The organism is Fibrella aquatica, assembly GCF_041321135.1.
In the GTDB taxonomy this organism is placed as follows: domain Bacteria; phylum Bacteroidota; class Bacteroidia; order Cytophagales; family Spirosomataceae; genus Fibrella; species Fibrella aquatica.
Map to the genome: position 1 here is coordinate 412155 of NZ_JBGGWF010000002.1, position 15586 is coordinate 427740.

Below are 15586 nucleotides of genomic sequence, written 5' to 3' on the forward strand. Positions count from 1 at the left end.
AACGTGCGCTGTAAATTTCAGGCGAATTAATAAAAGTAGCAGTCTTGATTGTAGAAGGCGTCCAGGATATTTCACACACACACATAAGCGTATGTATGTGTGTGTGTGAAATATCCTGGACTTATATATGCTTAAGATATTGCTAAATGATATCTAAGCCAATTGTTCCTCACTACTTATTACATCGGATAATCTCTCTGCTTGCTCCAAAACTAATTCAATTGCCTGTTGCTCTTGCTTACCTTGTTCGCCTGGTGGGTATTGATACCGTCGTAAGGTTATGCGTACCAAATTGCGTAGTCGAGCACGTACACTTTCTCGCTTTTGCCAGTCAATAGTGGTGTTACGCTTAATTTTATCTAAAAGCTCAGCAGCAATTTTTCGCAAAATGTCGTCACCAAGAACTTCGCGTGCTGTACTTTTTTCGATCAGAGCATCATAGAAAGCTAATTCAGCAGTATTCAGACCTAATACCTCACCACGAGTGTTGGCATCTCGCAAATCTCGGGCAAGCTGTACCAGCTCGTTAAATATGTCTGCGCTCAAGATAGAACGATTCCGGTAGTTTAGAAGCGTACTATCGAGACGCTCTGTAAACAGGCGTTCCTGGACAATGTTGGCACGAGTACGGGCATGAATCTGATCGTGCAACAGTTTTTGTAACAGTTCAATAGCAAGATGACGCTGAGGCAGATCTCGCATGTCTTCTAAAAATTGCTCAGACAGTATGCTGAGATCAGGAGAATCCATTCCAGCTAGCTCGAAAATATTTTCTACTCGATCCGGCTGTACAGCCCTGTCTAAAAGCTGCTTAAGCATATAACGACTCTGAACGCGATCTAACTTCTCGTCGGGAGTGGTGCTTTCGGTGATAAAACCGCGTAGTCCCTGATAGAAAGCTATCTCATCACGAAGTACCTGTGCATCTGGTAATGTGCTACATAAAGCGAAAGCTTTAGTCGCAGCTAGCACCTTATCGTAAAATTCTTTGCGCTCATCTTGAGACAACCCCAAGATATAATTGCCGACAATGGGTAGCAGTGGGAGTGGATTTGTTTGATAGGTGTTCAGATATCCTTCGCCGCGCAGCAGGTATCGAACATCACGCACAGCCTCCTGTAGCTCAATTAAGGCCTTATTGAGATCGATAGTCGGTTGGCCTTTACCGTCAACACCAGTTTTTCCACCGTTATCAGTGTATATTTTGAGCGCACGCTTTAATTCATTAGCGATGCCTATATAATCTACGACGAGCCCGCCTGACTTGTTTTTAAACACCCGATTCACTCGCGCAATAGCCTGCATCAGATTGTGTGCCTGCATGGGTTTATCAATATACATTGTGTGCAGGCTGAGCACATCAAAGCCAGTAAGCCACATGTCACGCACAATTACTAAGCGCAGTGGATTTGGATTGATATCTGGATCGATGACTGTACTCTTAAAACGTTTCTCAAACAGTTTTCGGACACTAGGTGCATATACGTGCTTTTTAATGTACTCTTTATCGGCAGCTGAACCAGTCATTACCACTTTGATAGTCCCTTTTTTTACATCGTCATCGTGCCATTCTGGTTTGATTTGCACTATTGCTTCATAAAGTCGGGCGCAGATTTCGCGACTCATACCCACAATCATGGCTTTACCACCGCCTGCGATGTTGCCAGCTGCTGAACGAGCATCGAAGTGCGCCACGATATCATTGGCCACTAGGTCTAACCGCGACTGAGAACCAACTACTTTTTCCAGTTTGGTCCAGTAGGCTTTCTCTGTTTCGCGACGAGCTACGTCTTCTTCATTTTCGAGTACCTCTTCTACCTCTTCGTTTATTTCGGCTATTTCTTCTTCGCTCTCAACTAGATGCAATTGGGCCAGGCGGCTTTCGTAGTAGATAGGCACTGTGGCCCCATCGCGCACAGCATCTTCAATGTCGTAGATACTCACGTATGGGCCGAATACCTGGCGCGTGTCTACGTCGTCATTTTCGAGTGGGGTGCCAGTGAAACCAACGAAGGTGGCCATAGGCAGGGCATCGCGCAAGTGTTTGGCGAAGCCAGTCTTGTATTTGCCTGTTTTCAGGTCCAGCTGACTGCTAAGTCCATACTGCGAACGGTGGGCTTCGTCGGCAATTACAACGATGTTGGTTCGGTCTGAAAGATTTGGAAAAACACCTTCGCCGGGAAGTGGGCTGAACTTCTGAATTGTGGTGAAGAAGATGCCGCCAGAAGGGCGGTCGGCTAAAAGGGCGCGGAGGTTTTCCCGGTCATAAGCCTGTACGGGCAATTCTTTTAGTACACTCTGAGCATGAGCAAACTGTTGAAACAACTGCCCGTCCAAGTCGTTGCGGTCGGTTACAATAACTAACGTGGGGTTACGCATTTCTGGTTGCTGCCGGAGTTTACCTGCGAAGCAGGCCATCGAAATGCTCTTGCCTGATCCCTGTGTATGCCACACGATACCGCCTTTCCGCGAGCCAGGTTCTATTTCTTCCCGACCTAGCAGACGTCCGGCATATGGGGCGGGACCATCGTGGACTATGGGTAAGGTACTTTTGGGATTTTGGGTAGCTAGTATAGTAGCCTCTACAGCGGTACGTACCGCGTGGAACTGGTGGTAAGCGGCAATTTTCTTGATCAGCGTCCCGTCAGTGCCTGGCTCATAAAGTACAAAATGACGCAGGTAGTCCAAGAATAACTCTGGCTGGAAGAAGCCCCGTACTACGGTTTCCAACTCATACTCTAATGGACGTTGATCTCGCTCGTCTAGGATTGTGCGCCAGGGCATAAACCGTTCTTTGTCGGCGGTGAGAGAACCCACACGGGCAAACTTACCGTCCGACACCACCAGGGCCACATTGGCCAAAAACAGATCGGGTAGTTCGGTACGGTAGGTTTGGAGTTGTTCGTAGGCTGCCCAAACATCAGCTTCCCGGTCGAGTGGATTTTTTAATTCAATCACGGCTACAGGTAAACCGTTGAGGAAAGCAACAAGGTCGGGGCGGCGGTTGCGTCGGCTGGCTTTTACTGTGAACTGACTGATAATTAGCCAGTCATTTTGAGACACGTCGTCGAAGTCCACTAGCCAGGCCCGGTCGCCGCGTGGTTCTCCGGTAGGGCTGGGTACGTCTACAGGTACGCCATCAGTAAACCAGTTGTGAAGAATGCGGTTGCTCTCTGTGGCATTTGGATGCTGAGCGCGCACCACGCGTTCGGCAACTTCCTGCACAACGGCTTCTGGCAGGGTTGGATTTAGTCGGCGCAAGGCAACCATTAGCCGACCAGTCAAACTAGTTTGCTTAAAGGTGGTACGTAACGCATTGGGGGTATCAGGAGCTACGTCTGGTCCGTATGCGACTACCCAACCGGATTCTTTAAACCAGGTGGTAACGAGCCTTTCAAGAGATTCTTCGGAGATTAGCGACATAGCATAGGATTATAAAGCATCCAGCTTATTCATTTTACGTAGTAAGCCTACCAACAATGCTTCTATGCTCTCATCATGGTCAGTTGGATCAGGAGCATTGTACCAAATGGGATAAATTCCCCGCTCAGCTAAAAAATTTTCCCGCTCTCGATGCTTGTTAGCGTCGTAAGGGAGAAAAGCATAATGTTCTGGAGTTCCATCATCACGTTGCGCTACTTCATGGAGCACATGCATTGTCCGGTCTGCGTCTAGGCTACATCCTAAAAATAATAGACTGTTGGTTCCATCTACAGCGTGGCCTAGCTCCCGGCGCAAAATACTAGATGGAGAATACGCTCGGTCGTATTCCTCTCGTGTGAATACTCGATCCCTAGACGCAAGCTCATCGCCATGCAACTTGAGCAAGGAAGGACTTTTATGATTGTATGCTTGGCGGGCGCGGTCCAGTTGCTCATTGCCCCTCAACACAAAGTCAAAAGACAAGCCCTCAAGGGCGTACACCTCCTCCAGAATATGATCGAAATTTGTTGTGAATACGCGTTCGTTAAAAAGCTTGGGTAATAAACATACGGGGCCACAGATATCAGAGGACATTAATTTGAACCGCGTGTTCATACGGTTAAGAAAAAGCTGCCGCGTCATACTATTGTAGACTAAATCAGCAGCGGCTTCGTAATCAGGCGGATTGGCGTCCAGAAATGCATCTAACTCGGCCTCCGTACATGTGCCTGCTGTACGCAACTCATACAAAAACGTTTTCCACGACTTCATACCTGATGCTATTGACATGCCAGCACCCACGAAGGGCAAGACAACGCCTCGCTCCAGCGCATTTCCCAAATCAGTGAAACGCGCTCGATTGTCAGGGACAAGTCCCATAACATTATCAAGGCGTTTCATTCTCAAATTCAGCCATTCGTTAAACCAACGCTGATATTCTGCCTCGTAAGCCTTCTCGTCACGTTGTAGAATACCCAGCGCGTTCATATCCACCTCGCCGATTCGGATGTTATCATCATCTATCCACTCCATCCGGACTTGGTCCTCAAACTCGCGTATTAGCCGCTTCATGGAGAGCTATTTGAGGCGAATATCGCCGGATAATAATTTGGGTAAGAGTTCGTCACGCAAGGATGATAGAGTTTTTATTTCTGCTCGGTTTTCTTCGATCAAAGCGTGGATAGGCGTTATTAAGCTGTCAAATTCATCGAGAATTATCTTAGCTGGAGATAGTACTTTTATTGAACGCAAGTAAGATACTGGCCTAGCAATCGAAGGTACGCCTGATGAAGAAGCATTTGCTAATATCTGGTGTTGCCCAACTGAAGAATTAAAATGATAAACTAAGTAATTCGCTGATATTAGTGTGGAATCAGGCCGAAGAAAAAATTGTCTCTGCGAGAGAATATACTTATCGTATTTTGAACCATCTGGAATTAATGCCACTTGACCGATATTGCCAGCATGCGTGAACACGATATCGCCCTTATATACAGCAGCTTTATTAAGCTTTTCAGCGTGTTCCTCGGTGACAAAATTGAAAGTACTATCTTCTAATATAAAAGTGCGCAGATGCTGACCACTAATTACTGGTACGCCGTCGGATACAAATGTGGAAACTTTAATTGACGACCCAAACGGACCCATTGCAATACGTTTAGCCAATTCTTCTACCGTCTTCACTTCCCATCCCACCGGAATTTCTCCAATCACCGAATCCTCCAACGCAGCAGGAAATAACGCCAGCAGCTCTGGTGTGAGGCCAAGGCGGCGGCAAATGCTTTCTTCAAGTTCACCAATGGCTTTGGCGCGCACCGGGTCGAAATCCACGAACCATGATTGAAAGAGGGTACGGGCCATTTGCTCTAGTGTGGCGTTCAGTTGGCGGTTAAGCTCAATTTTGTCGTCCAGCGTACCTAGTATTTGAGCAATGCGGCGTTGTTCGTCAATGGGGGGCAAAATAATAGGAATACGGCTAATAACTTCTTGATTAAGAGAAGCCATAGTCGTACCTGTCGCATGTTGGATTATCCAATCACGAGAAGAAACGCTTTGAAGTTGGTAAGCAATAAAATCAGCACTGCAAGTTTCAGGGAGTCGAAGTCGAATGCCATCTGAGCCAAGAAACCATCCCGATTGTTCAGGTTTTATTATTGCAGATCTATCTACACCGCCTTTACGACCAAAAACTATGTCATTGGTTTGAAGCAAATACTCAGGTAACCGATCAGTAACTTCTTTAGGCACTCGCGGTGTGGAGTCACTTATGCGAAATGTACCATATCCTATTTCGCCGACTGAAATAAGGTAAACACCATCTTTAGAATATTCTTTTGCTTTCAATGCAGTGCCAAATGGCCCTGTTTTAACACTGCCTCCATACTTTGCCAATAGTGCTCCAATTGTTGTTGATTCACGCTCTCTACTTGTCATAACCCAACCCAGCTAAATTTTCCTCGATCGCTTCTTGTAGCCGTATACTCTCCGCGAACTGTTCTCGCAATCGAGCTACTAGCTGCGGCATGACTACTTCATACGAATCACCGATGCGTTCTTTGGCCTCCGCGCCCACATAACGGCCAGGCGTCAGCACATAGTCATTGGCAGCAATATCGGCTTGGGTAGCACTTTTACAGAAACCAGGTATGTCAGCATAATTGGTACCACGCTGCCAGTTGTGGAAAGTATCGGCCACGTGCTGAATGTCTGTGGCGGTAAAGTCGCGCAATACCCGGTCTTTCATATAGCCCACCTCGCGGGCGTCGATGAACAGCGTTTCGCCAACTCGGTTGCGCTGGCCGTTACGGGCTACTTTGCTTTTGCTAAGCACCCAGATACAGGCTGGAATCTGCGTATTGGTAAAAAGTTGTCCGGGTAGAGCTACCATACACTCTACCTGATCTGCCTCCACAATAGCGCGACGAATATCGCCCTCAGTATTGGTGTTGGATGACATAGAACCATTGGAGAGCAACAGACCCATACGCCCGGTAGGGGCCAGGTGATAGAGCATATGTTGCATCCAAGCAAAGTTGGCGTTGGCCGAGGGGGGCACGGCGTATTCCCAACGACGGTCGTCGCGGATGGTTTCGCCTCCCCAGTCCTTTAGGTTAAAGGGCGGGTTAGCCATCACGAAGTCGGCCTTCAGATCGGGGAAGCCGTCTTGCAGCAGTGTGTCGCCCAGCTTAATATCAGCCTCAATGTTGCGGATCACCAGGTTCATCTGAGCTAGTCGCCATGTAGTAGGGTTGCTCTCCTGCCCGTACACCGAAATCTGACGCTTACGATCTTCTACGGCCTTGTGGCGTTCCTTATGATTGAACTGTTGGTTGTCGGCATGTTCCTCAATAAACTTCTCGCTTTGCACAAAAAAGCCACCTGATCCGCAACATGGGTCATACACCCGCCCTGAGTAAGGCTCGAGTAGTTCCACTATAAGCGATACCACAGACTGTGGGGTGTAGTATTGTCCACCTTTCTTTCCCTCCGCGCTAGCAAACTCACCCAGGAAAAATTCGTATACATGCCCCAGGATGTCCTTAGCTTTCAATTCGCCGTGGTTAAAGGGAATTCCCGCCACTAGGTCGAGTAGACGCCCCAGTTTATCAGGGTCAAGTTGTAAACGGGCAAAGTCTTTCGTGAGTACGTTTTTAAGACGTGGGTTATCATCCTCAACGGCTTGCATGGCCCGATCAAGCAAAATATCGAGCCCCTTAAATTTCTCAGGCTCACCATCGGGGTACTTTGCTGATTTACTATTGGGCTCGATTAATGGTGTTTCATCGAGCAACGTAATTACTTCACCAGGTGCCACTTTGGCGTTAGCTCTCAAGAAGTCCCAGCGTGCACGTGCTGGTACCCAGAAGATATTTTTTTCTGTGTAGTAATCTCGTACTTCAAGCTCCTTAGCGATGAACTCTTCGTCATCACCCAAAAAATAATCGTTTTCGGAATCCCGAAACTGTTGGTCTAACTCGATACGGCGGTCTTGAAATGAGTCAGATATGTACTTGAGAAAGATCAGGCCTAGCACAATGTGCTTATACACAGCCGCATCAAGATTAGAGCGTAGTTGATCAGCAGAGTTCCAAAGTCGCCGGTCGAGATCACGAAAGAACTGTTGATTATCAGAAGGTTTGGGCATTGGTGTTGTAAAAAGAGATAATTGCACTTTATAGGTTGTGTTCGATATAGCAGTACCGCGAAGTTAAAGCTATTTCATGAACCAATAGTCTTATGTTCCGTATATACAAATATGTATTATAAGGAACATAAGACTACTTTCTAACCCATTTATATTGCAAAGTTTGCTTGACTATTACTGCGTATCATTTCTTGAATTAGATTATTAACTTAGCGTATCTAGTTTAAGGTCAGTTTAATAACCATCTAAAGAGGTATGCAGGGCAATGGTAATAGATACAAGGAATTCCAAGCTTACTTTGATAAGTTACAGCATCGCTATTACAAATTGTTAGTGAATCATGTTAAGAGAAGGATAGAAGAAGCCGGTGATAAATTGTATGCCAGCGCTTTTCAGGTGCATAAACATACAAGGCGACTTAGGATACTTGAATTCATTTCACCTGCCGATGAGCTGGATCAAATTAATATAAAATTTGGGCAGATTATTCTAAAGGACTTCGTTCAAACATGGCGGTTGAATAAAAAAAACACTTGTGAGTTGTATTTTACAGAATCTTCACCTCAGAACATTGATTCATTTATAGAATTAGTTTCTACAAGTGAAAAATATGAAATCACTAATATAGAAGCAACTAAAGACCTATTCAATGATTACGAATGTCAGAAAAGTACTGTAAGATTTTTTGCTCGAGGTTTTGCGGAGACTCGATTTAAATATTTTTTAAATAGACTTCGGAATAATATTGGCGAGGACTATTTTAAAGCTGCTGAAATCGATGTTGATGGGGTTGTATTTGATTTTAATGACTCATTAGTAGCCGAGGCTGGGGATAAAATTTTGCAACTCATTATTGATCAACTTGACGAGCTAGACAAGGTTGAATTAAGTTTAGCAACATATAAAGTGCCAAATGCCAATTCAGATCCAATCATAAGTAGTACAGAGCCCAAAGCCAGTGCTAAACGTGGAGGAAGAGGCCGAAGCCAACGAGCTAGTGTCTTTAAAGTATATAACGGCATGAGAACAAATGGAGTCAGCCACATGACAGCAATTATAGATACAATGTTGAAAGAAAAAGTAAGCGAATCGACTATTTATCGGGCTATTAAGGAATCTAAGGAAGGAGCACTCTAGAGTTGTCAAAAAATTATTTGACAGCAAATAAATCTGACAGTACAATATTTGAAACATTCGTTTTGGTCTTGCAAAAGGCTTTTTGACACTGTCAATTTGCAAGACACATTTATGACAGTAAATGACAGTGTCAAAACCCATATCTACTTCCTTTTACTGTTAAATCTTGCGATGCCTTCTTAAACTTAACAGGGGGTATAAGCAAAGATGATTAAACCACAGAGTACGATTGAGATGCTTGGAATTGCTTTCCGAGATCTCATCCGTGACACAATCCGTGCGGAACTACAATCCATTCCGCAAGCGGTCTCAGCCCCAATTCCTGATCGAATAGGCGGCATTAAGCTCTTCGCCGAAGTTACCGGCATGGCTCCCCAAACAGGCTACAATCTAGTAGCAAAACGAATGGTTCCCTTTGCTAAACGAGGTGCTAAGTTAGTTTTTTCGGAGGCAAGCTTACGAGAATGGATGCTGGAAAATAAGCATCCGGTCAAAGGCTCAATCGCAAGTATCGCCGATCAATTCATCTTAAAGCCAACTGCCCGGCGTAAAGGGAAGAGAGGGCTATGACGTATGATAATCCCGTGCAAGCAATCGATGCATTAAATGAGATATATGATTCTCAGCTAAAAAGTGCAAAGAAATATGCCGAAAAGGAAACTGCAGATCAGGACTTTGTTGACCGTAAGTATAATGAATTGGATCGTTTTTTCGCAAGCTTAAAGGTTTTGAAAAAATATAATTTTGATTCATTTTGGAGTCAGATTATAGTTGAGATTCAGGAAAAGAAGATGTCCGGGTTGATAAAAGGTGTAATTCTTAAAGTTGATTTTGAGCCTGGCGATATACAGCACGAATACTTTGAGATCAAGCTTTATGTTAGAACCACCCATTAGGCCATCTCGATCTCGCCCGCGAGTGGTGGAAAAGAAAGAGTCGTCAGTAGACACCACAAGAGGCTATACTGCGAGAAATTCTAATCAACCGTCATTTCTTGAGACTTCATTGTTTCCAAAGAAGATTTATGAAGCACTTCCGAAGCTTTTAGCTGATGGTAGTTCAGTGTTTAAAAGTGATAGAGAGCAGGATGTATTCCTGCTCTCGTCACTGGCGGTACTCAGCGGTTGTATGCCTACTGTCAGGGGAATTTATGATGGCACAGAGGTCCAAGCGAATCTGTTTGCTTTCATTGTTGCGCCCGCTGGCTCTGGTAAAGGGTCTCTGACCTGGGCGCGTATTATGGGGGTTGCTTTCCATAAAATGAAGACAGAAAGCAGTGATTTGGCCAGGCAAGAATATGAACGTCAGGCAGCCGAGAGCCGAACCGATAAGCAGCCGTTTCTCGAACAGCCGCCGCCTTACAAAACGTTATATATACCCGGTAACTCATCAGCAGCGGCGTTTATCAAGGCACTTAAAGAGAATGGGGAGACAGGCATCATCTGTGAAACAGAAGCCGATACGTTGTCGGGTGCTTTAAAGCAGGATTGGGGCGATTTTTCTGACCTACTTCGTAAGGCGTTTCACCATGAGAGTGTTTGCTATCTGCGTAAATCGGGTGAGCGGTATGACATTGAGCAACCCGCTATATCAGTAGTACTAGCGGGTACTCCAGGTCAGGTGAACAAACTGATTCCCAATGCCGAAAATGGGTTGTTCAGTCGGTTTTTATTTTACTGCTTTGAAAATGAGCCTGTTTGGCGCGACGTTTCGCCTGAGTCTGGACGACCTTCTCTCAATGAACATTTCGGGGATTTAGCCGAGGAAGTCAAGAGGATGGCAGTTTGCTTGGAAAAGTTTGAAAAGATAACGTTCGAGCTGACTACACCACAGTGGCGGTACTTTAACCAGGAGTGCCCTGAGCTATTATTGGATGCAATTGACGATACAGCTCGGGATTTCAGCAGTAGCGTGTATCGCTTAGGCTTAGTGATCTATAGGCTTGCCATGGTGCTGAGCGTAATTCGGCATTATGAGAATAAAACCTTAAGCTCTAGCATCATATGCGATGATATAGAATTCGCTAATGCAATGTACATGGCTAAGGTTTTACTCGAACATAGCAAACTCATGTATGAAACTATGCCTCGAGCAGGTAGAATGTCGCATGGTTCTGATAAGTGGAGCCAGTTTTTAGCCAAGCTACCAGATTCTTTCAAACGGGCAGATGCAGATAAGCTGGCTAAAGAGTTAGGCATTTCTGAAAGAACAGTAACGAACTACCTGAAACGATTAGTCAAAACAGGTCAGATTGTGAATCCGAAGCACGGAGACTACCAAAAAGCATGAGTTTCCATTTTGCCATTTTGCCAAGTTTCCATTCTGGAATAGCAAAATGGCAAAATGGAAAATGGCAACGAACAAAAACAAACAGCATTCACTATGAATAATCAGAAAAGATGTCCGCAGTGTAATTCTTATTTTGAAGGTCGCAGTAATCAGTTGTACTGCTCAGCACTTTGCAAGCAACGGGCGTTCCGCGCTGGTAAAGCCGAACGTGTTAATAGTAGCGCAATACCAAGTACCCCAGTTCAATCCCATTCCATCTCGAGTACAGCATACGTGAGCCCTGTTGATGTGCAGACAGCGAAGGTCTTAGAGACGTTACGTCTGCAAAATATTGAACAGATGAAGCGTTTAGAGATAGAGGAGCGAGAGCAGGAACGTGAATTTGAATCAGAGCGGGCAGAAAGAGAGTTTGCAAAAGAGCGTGAACGGGCTCAGTGGGAACGAGAGGCGCTCAAAATTCAGTTATCTCACAAATCAGCAGAGAATTCTGAATCTGCCTTAGTTGGCGTAGAATCCAAACCCAACACTGAAGAAAATGAAGAACCCAGCGGAGGGTTTGGATTAGGCGAAATGCTTTTACTGGGCATTGGAGGACTATTTGTAGCCTCTTTCCTTAAGAACCAGCCTAATCAGATCGGTACTGATAATCGACCTAAACTCGATGTGGCAAAGAAGCCACCTTTCCCAATATTTGGGCTAAAAGACGATAAAAAGGCTAGTTCGTAAGCGGTTCGTAATCCGTTCATAACGGTTCCGTAATCCGTTCATAAACGGTTTGTAATCCGTTCATAACCGGATTACAAACCGTTTATGAACGGATTATTGGCGTATAATACAGTTATCTAACCGGAAAAGGCCCCCAGGCTACGCTTGAATTCTATAAAAGAGCATTCACCAAGTCACGCTTTACGTTGTCATCAAAGCTATCGAAGTATGTTTCCGTAGTTCGTAGATTGGAATGACCCAACGTTTCTGAAATGAATTCGGTTGATGCACCGCTTCGCTTCATTACGGTTGCATATGAATGTCTAGCGACATACGACGTTAATGGGATTGATAATTTGAGCTCTATTCCGATCCGCTTCATGTATTTGTTGATCTGCTTTATCAAATCCCTCGATCTTGCATCCCACTCTTTGGGAGTTAGGTTTTTCTCAAAAAGTGGAAACAATAAACTGTCTTCACCTCGGTCTTGATTCCCCCATCTATCTATGATTTCCTGAACAGGCTGGCTTATTACGACATCAATTCGGCGTGGTTGAGCTCTTGTGGTGTGTTGTGTTTTTTGACGATAGAAACGAATCATGTCGCCATCCATATTTCGCCAGGTTAGACGAAATATGTCTTTAGGGTTCATCCCATTGCATAAGTATGAAAATACCCAGAGGTCACGGTTTCGCTCTTCATTACTACCGGGTTCAACCGGCCAGTTCCTAATGGCCCGAATATCGGTTATCTGTAATGCTTTCTTTACGTTTTTTGAGGCTGGTATTTGGTAACGTTTTTTACCAAATGGATATTCGGAAGCAGAAATGATACCCTTATCAAGAGCATGGTTCATTACGATTCGTAGCGCACGGAGGTAAATGCCAATACTGGAAATTGACTTTCCTTTTTCTAACATCGTTCTCTCGTACTTCGAGAGCCAGGCAGGGGTCACGTCCCTGAATTGTAGGAAAGGTTGATGTTTTTTAAAAGACTGAAGAGCATTGTTATACGACATCGCGGTAGACACACGCTCCTCATTTTCTAACTGAGTGATATACTGACTTAATGAGGCGTACACATCTTGTACTTCCATTCGGCTCTGTAGGGGTTCCAACTCTTGTCCGAAGAATAATCTCTCGAAAAGATCAAACTCAAAAGCCTGCTCTCTAGTCTCAAAGGTTTGAATTATTGATTTGGCTTTTGACTTGACGCTTTCTACCCTTTCGCGTAACGTATTGTGGCCTTTGGATCTGCGTCCAACTTGGACTTCTTCCCAAAACTGTTCGTTGGCTTCTAACTTAAGCTTATAATACCTCTGGATTCGCTGGTAGGTGATGCGTAACTTTAAAGGGAATGACCCATTCGTTTTAGCTCGCCGTATGTCTAAAACTACTTCTATCGTGACTGTGGATGGCTTCATGTATGCAAATCTCTTTCTGAATTTGCATACAATTTGCATACAAAATTGGAATAAGCAGTGATGTAAGGGTAAAAATAAGTAATTGCTTGGTCAGTAAAGTTCTAATTTACAGACTGTTATGAAATATATTCTAATTCGACATACTGCTTGTACCTGACTTGTAATCAGTAGGTCGTTGGTTCGATCCCGACTGGAGGCTCTTGTAAGCAAGCAAAAAAGCCGTTCGATATGTCGAACGGCTTTTTTGCTTGCTTACATAATGGGCTACGCGTCTCCGTTGGATACAGATACACTTTTAAATAGACAATTTGCGTATTACTAGTTATAAGTTCACCAACTCATATCCATTGAAACAGGCTGTTGATAAGGGGAGACAATAAAATCAGGCACGTATTATTCTCTATTTATATACCAACTGTAAATGATATTGATATGGCCACCGATCTTCTCGCCATCGATTTCTTCTTCCTCTTCAAATTCAGAACTAAAGCGTTCGAATAGACTGACAAAGCCCATGTCGCGGTCGGGGATTTTTTGCAATATTTTCCCAATCAGTGGAAGTGCCGATTTAGCTATGGCTAGCCAGGGCACAGCAGTTGTTCCCAGTATATCCGCGATTTCTCCAAAATTGCCAGTACCCAGCTCATCTTTAATGTCATTGAGTATGTCTCCGGCTTTTCGGGTTGAGATGCGGGAGTGTCTCACGTATAAATGAACATTAAGCTCCCGCGATTCGGGTAGTGTTCTGCTCAGAAGAAATAATCCTTCAGCATCTGGTCGGCTACCTTGAAAATCAATTACGTTGTTCTGACTTGGTACAACCACTATAGGATCACCCGGAACAACAGTAACTACCATTTGCTCTGCATTTGTTGGGTGTTCTACCACGAGAACAAAATAAATCTTCCACCGTTTTTTTGGTCTTCTAATCCGTAACTCGTTGATCTCAAGGCTTACACGTGTCATAAAAAAGAAGTTTAAATGAATTATTGTATATGTTAAAGCAGGAAATTTGCCATGCTTAGGGTTGAAGACTATTTAGTAATTAAAATGATTTATATGACAATCTTAATGATATGTTATGCAATTAGCAAGTCATTGATTTTCAATTTATTAAGCGTAGAAAATAGGAGAGTCTCAAAAAAATAAAAGACTAAACTTTTACTTTTTTGAGACTCTCCTGGAAAAACAGTGACTAAATCGTACCTCGACTGGGACTTCTTTGTATCTCAAAACCTATGCCAGGCTGCCAACGCCTGTTCGAGATCGGCAATGAGGTCGTCTACATCTTCGATACCTACGCTTAGACGGATGAGTGTATCTTTCAGTCCATTTTTCTCACGTTCTTCTTTCGGAATACTGGCGTGCGTCATACTAGCGGGGTGGGTACAGAGCGATTCAACACCGCCGAGCGATTCGCCCAATGAAAACAACTGGATACTTTCCATCACCTTGATCGCTTCGGGATACGAATCACCGTGAAGCTCAAAAGAGAGCATACCACCAAAACCGCGCATTTGTCGGGCGGCTAACTCGTGACCGGGGTGCGTTGGCAAACCTGGGTAGTAAACCTGGCTTACCCGGGAATGGGCTTGCAGGTATTCGGCAACACGTTGGGCATTTTCGCAATGGCGTTGCATCCGAATGTGTAACGTCTTTATTCCCCGTAACGCCAGAAAGCAGTCTTGTGGACCAGGCACGGCACCACAGGCATTTTGAATAAACTTCAGTTGTGCCGCCGTTTCATCGTCATTACAGATGATCGCGCCCATCACCGTATCAGAGTGACCACCTAAGTATTTAGTTACCGAGTGAACCACGATGTTGGCGCCCAGATCAAGCGGATTCTGTAGATAGGGGGACGCAAAGGTGTTATCGACCACAAGCCGGATATCACGCGCATTGGTTTGTTTGGCAATTGCCTGAATATCAACAATTCGTAATAACGGGTTGGTTGGTGTTTCGATCCAGACCATTCTCGTGTTCTCTGTCAGCGCCGCTTCCAAATTAGCGGGATTGTCGAGTGAGACGAATTTGAATTTCAGGCCGAGGGGTTCAAACACGCGGACCATGATTCGATAGGTTCCCCCATACAGGTCGCTGCTGGCAATGATTTCGTCGCCGGGTTTGCACAGTTTCAGAATGGCGTCAGTAGCAGCAAGGCCTGAGGCGTAGCAAATGCCGTGCTTCCCATTTTCGAGCGCAGCCAGATTGGCCTGTAACGCATCTCGAGTCGGATTCTGGGTACGTGCATACTCATACCCTTTATGAACACCCGGCGATTCTTGCACATAAGTGGATGTCTGATAAATTGGGGTCATAATGGCCCCGGTAGTTGGATCAGGCTGTACGCCCGCATGAATGGCTTTGGTTCCGAAGTTCATAGAAAGGGAGTTTTGTGTTTAGGGTTTGATGTTGCGCTGCTGATTTACAAATTGGGTAGATCAGCGGCGCAACATCAAACC

General features: G+C 44.9%; 12 protein-coding genes. 5 read left to right on the top strand and 7 right to left on the bottom strand.

The window, feature by feature from the left end; translation table 11 throughout:
• Window positions 1-153 precede the first annotated feature (153 nt).
• From ACAW87_RS05635 to ACAW87_RS05650, 4 genes are read right to left on the bottom strand one after another with little or no spacing between them, the layout of a single operon-like run.
• Entirely contained in the window at window positions 154-3423 is a 3270-nt protein-coding gene (locus ACAW87_RS05635; protein WP_370722180.1) for a type I restriction endonuclease subunit R, read from the bottom strand.
• Between the two features lie 9 nt (window positions 3424-3432).
• The gene (locus tag ACAW87_RS05640; RefSeq protein WP_370722181.1) at window positions 3433-4455 is read right to left on the bottom strand and encodes an SIR2 family NAD-dependent protein deacylase; all 1023 of its coding nucleotides are present in this window, start codon (window positions 4453-4455) and stop codon (window positions 3433-3435) included.
• 45 nt (window positions 4456-4500) lie between these two features.
• A complete protein-coding gene (locus ACAW87_RS05645; protein ID WP_370722182.1) occupies window positions 4501-5856 on the bottom strand; it encodes a restriction endonuclease subunit S in 1356 nt (451 codons plus the stop codon).
• The gene (locus ACAW87_RS05650; RefSeq protein ID WP_370722183.1) at window positions 5846-7567 is read right to left on the bottom strand and encodes a class I SAM-dependent DNA methyltransferase; all 1722 of its coding nucleotides are present in this window, start codon (window positions 7565-7567) and stop codon (window positions 5846-5848) included. Before ACAW87_RS05650 ends, ACAW87_RS05645 begins: the two co-directional genes overlap by 11 nt.
• Window positions 7568-7822: 255 nt before the next feature.
• On the opposite strand from ACAW87_RS05650, the gene ACAW87_RS05655 reads away from it, so the two are divergent.
• The 5 genes from ACAW87_RS05655 (at window position 7823) to ACAW87_RS05675 (ending at window position 11719) form a co-directional block, all read left to right on the top strand.
• Entirely contained in the window at window positions 7823-8704 is an 882-nt protein-coding gene (locus ACAW87_RS05655; RefSeq protein ID WP_370722184.1) for a hypothetical protein, read from the top strand.
• A gap of 207 nt (window positions 8705-8911) precedes the next feature.
• Window positions 8912-9274, top strand: coding sequence for a helix-turn-helix domain-containing protein (locus ACAW87_RS05660; RefSeq protein WP_370722185.1), 363 nt, complete (start codon window positions 8912-8914; stop codon window positions 9272-9274).
• 14 nt (window positions 9275-9288) lie between these two features.
• Complete coding sequence (locus ACAW87_RS05665; protein ID WP_370722186.1) at window positions 9289-9600, top strand: hypothetical protein; 312 nt, start codon at window positions 9289-9291, stop codon at window positions 9598-9600.
• A gap of 25 nt (window positions 9601-9625) precedes the next feature.
• Window positions 9626-10993 carry a DUF3987 domain-containing protein gene (locus ACAW87_RS05670; RefSeq protein ID WP_370722187.1) on the top strand — a complete coding sequence of 456 codons (1368 nt, stop codon included), beginning with the start codon at window positions 9626-9628 and terminating at the stop codon, window positions 10991-10993.
• 54 nt (window positions 10994-11047) lie between these two features.
• Entirely contained in the window at window positions 11048-11719 is a 672-nt protein-coding gene (locus ACAW87_RS05675) for a hypothetical protein (protein ID WP_370722188.1), read from the top strand.
• Window positions 11720-11870: 151 nt separating this feature from the next.
• Here the strand turns inward: ACAW87_RS05675 and ACAW87_RS05680 are convergent, their stop codons facing one another.
• From ACAW87_RS05680 to ACAW87_RS05690, 3 genes are all read right to left on the bottom strand, one after another.
• Window positions 11871-13121 carry a tyrosine-type recombinase/integrase gene (locus ACAW87_RS05680; RefSeq protein ID WP_370722189.1) on the bottom strand — a complete coding sequence of 417 codons (1251 nt, stop codon included), beginning with the start codon at window positions 13119-13121 and terminating at the stop codon, window positions 11871-11873.
• A gap of 393 nt (window positions 13122-13514) precedes the next feature.
• Window positions 13515-14087, bottom strand: a complete 573-nt coding sequence (locus ACAW87_RS05685; protein ID WP_370722190.1) for a hypothetical protein — start codon at window positions 14085-14087, stop codon at window positions 13515-13517.
• Between the two features lie 263 nt (window positions 14088-14350).
• Window positions 14351-15505 (bottom strand): cystathionine gamma-synthase, encoded by a 1155-nt coding sequence (locus ACAW87_RS05690; protein WP_370722191.1) that lies wholly within the window; start codon window positions 15503-15505, stop codon window positions 14351-14353.
• Window positions 15506-15586: the final 81 nt, after the last annotated feature.

What these genes read in the sequence shown, in the direction of transcription:
- ACAW87_RS05690 (WP_370722191.1), bottom strand. Translation starts at nt 15,505, where the DNA reads ATGAACTTCGGAACCAAAGCCATTCATGCGGGCGTACAGCCTGATCCA.
- ACAW87_RS05655 (WP_370722184.1), top strand. Translation starts at nt 7,823, where the DNA reads ATGCAGGGCAATGGTAATAGATACAAGGAATTCCAAGCTTACTTTGAT.
- ACAW87_RS05685 (WP_370722190.1), bottom strand. Translation starts at nt 14,087, where the DNA reads ATGACACGTGTAAGCCTTGAGATCAACGAGTTACGGATTAGAAGACCA.
- ACAW87_RS05650 (WP_370722183.1), bottom strand. Translation starts at nt 7,567, where the DNA reads ATGCCCAAACCTTCTGATAATCAACAGTTCTTTCGTGATCTCGACCGG.
- ACAW87_RS05660 (WP_370722185.1), top strand. Translation starts at nt 8,912, where the DNA reads ATGATTAAACCACAGAGTACGATTGAGATGCTTGGAATTGCTTTCCGA.
- ACAW87_RS05635 (WP_370722180.1), bottom strand. Translation starts at nt 3,423, where the DNA reads ATGTCGCTAATCTCCGAAGAATCTCTTGAAAGGCTCGTTACCACCTGG.
- ACAW87_RS05675 (WP_370722188.1), top strand. Translation starts at nt 11,048, where the DNA reads ATGGAAAATGGCAACGAACAAAAACAAACAGCATTCACTATGAATAAT.
- ACAW87_RS05645 (WP_370722182.1), bottom strand. Translation starts at nt 5,856, where the DNA reads ATGACAAGTAGAGAGCGTGAATCAACAACAATTGGAGCACTATTGGCA.
- ACAW87_RS05640 (WP_370722181.1), bottom strand. Translation starts at nt 4,455, where the DNA reads ATGGAGTGGATAGATGATGATAACATCCGAATCGGCGAGGTGGATATG.
- ACAW87_RS05680 (WP_370722189.1), bottom strand. Translation starts at nt 13,121, where the DNA reads ATGAAGCCATCCACAGTCACGATAGAAGTAGTTTTAGACATACGGCGA.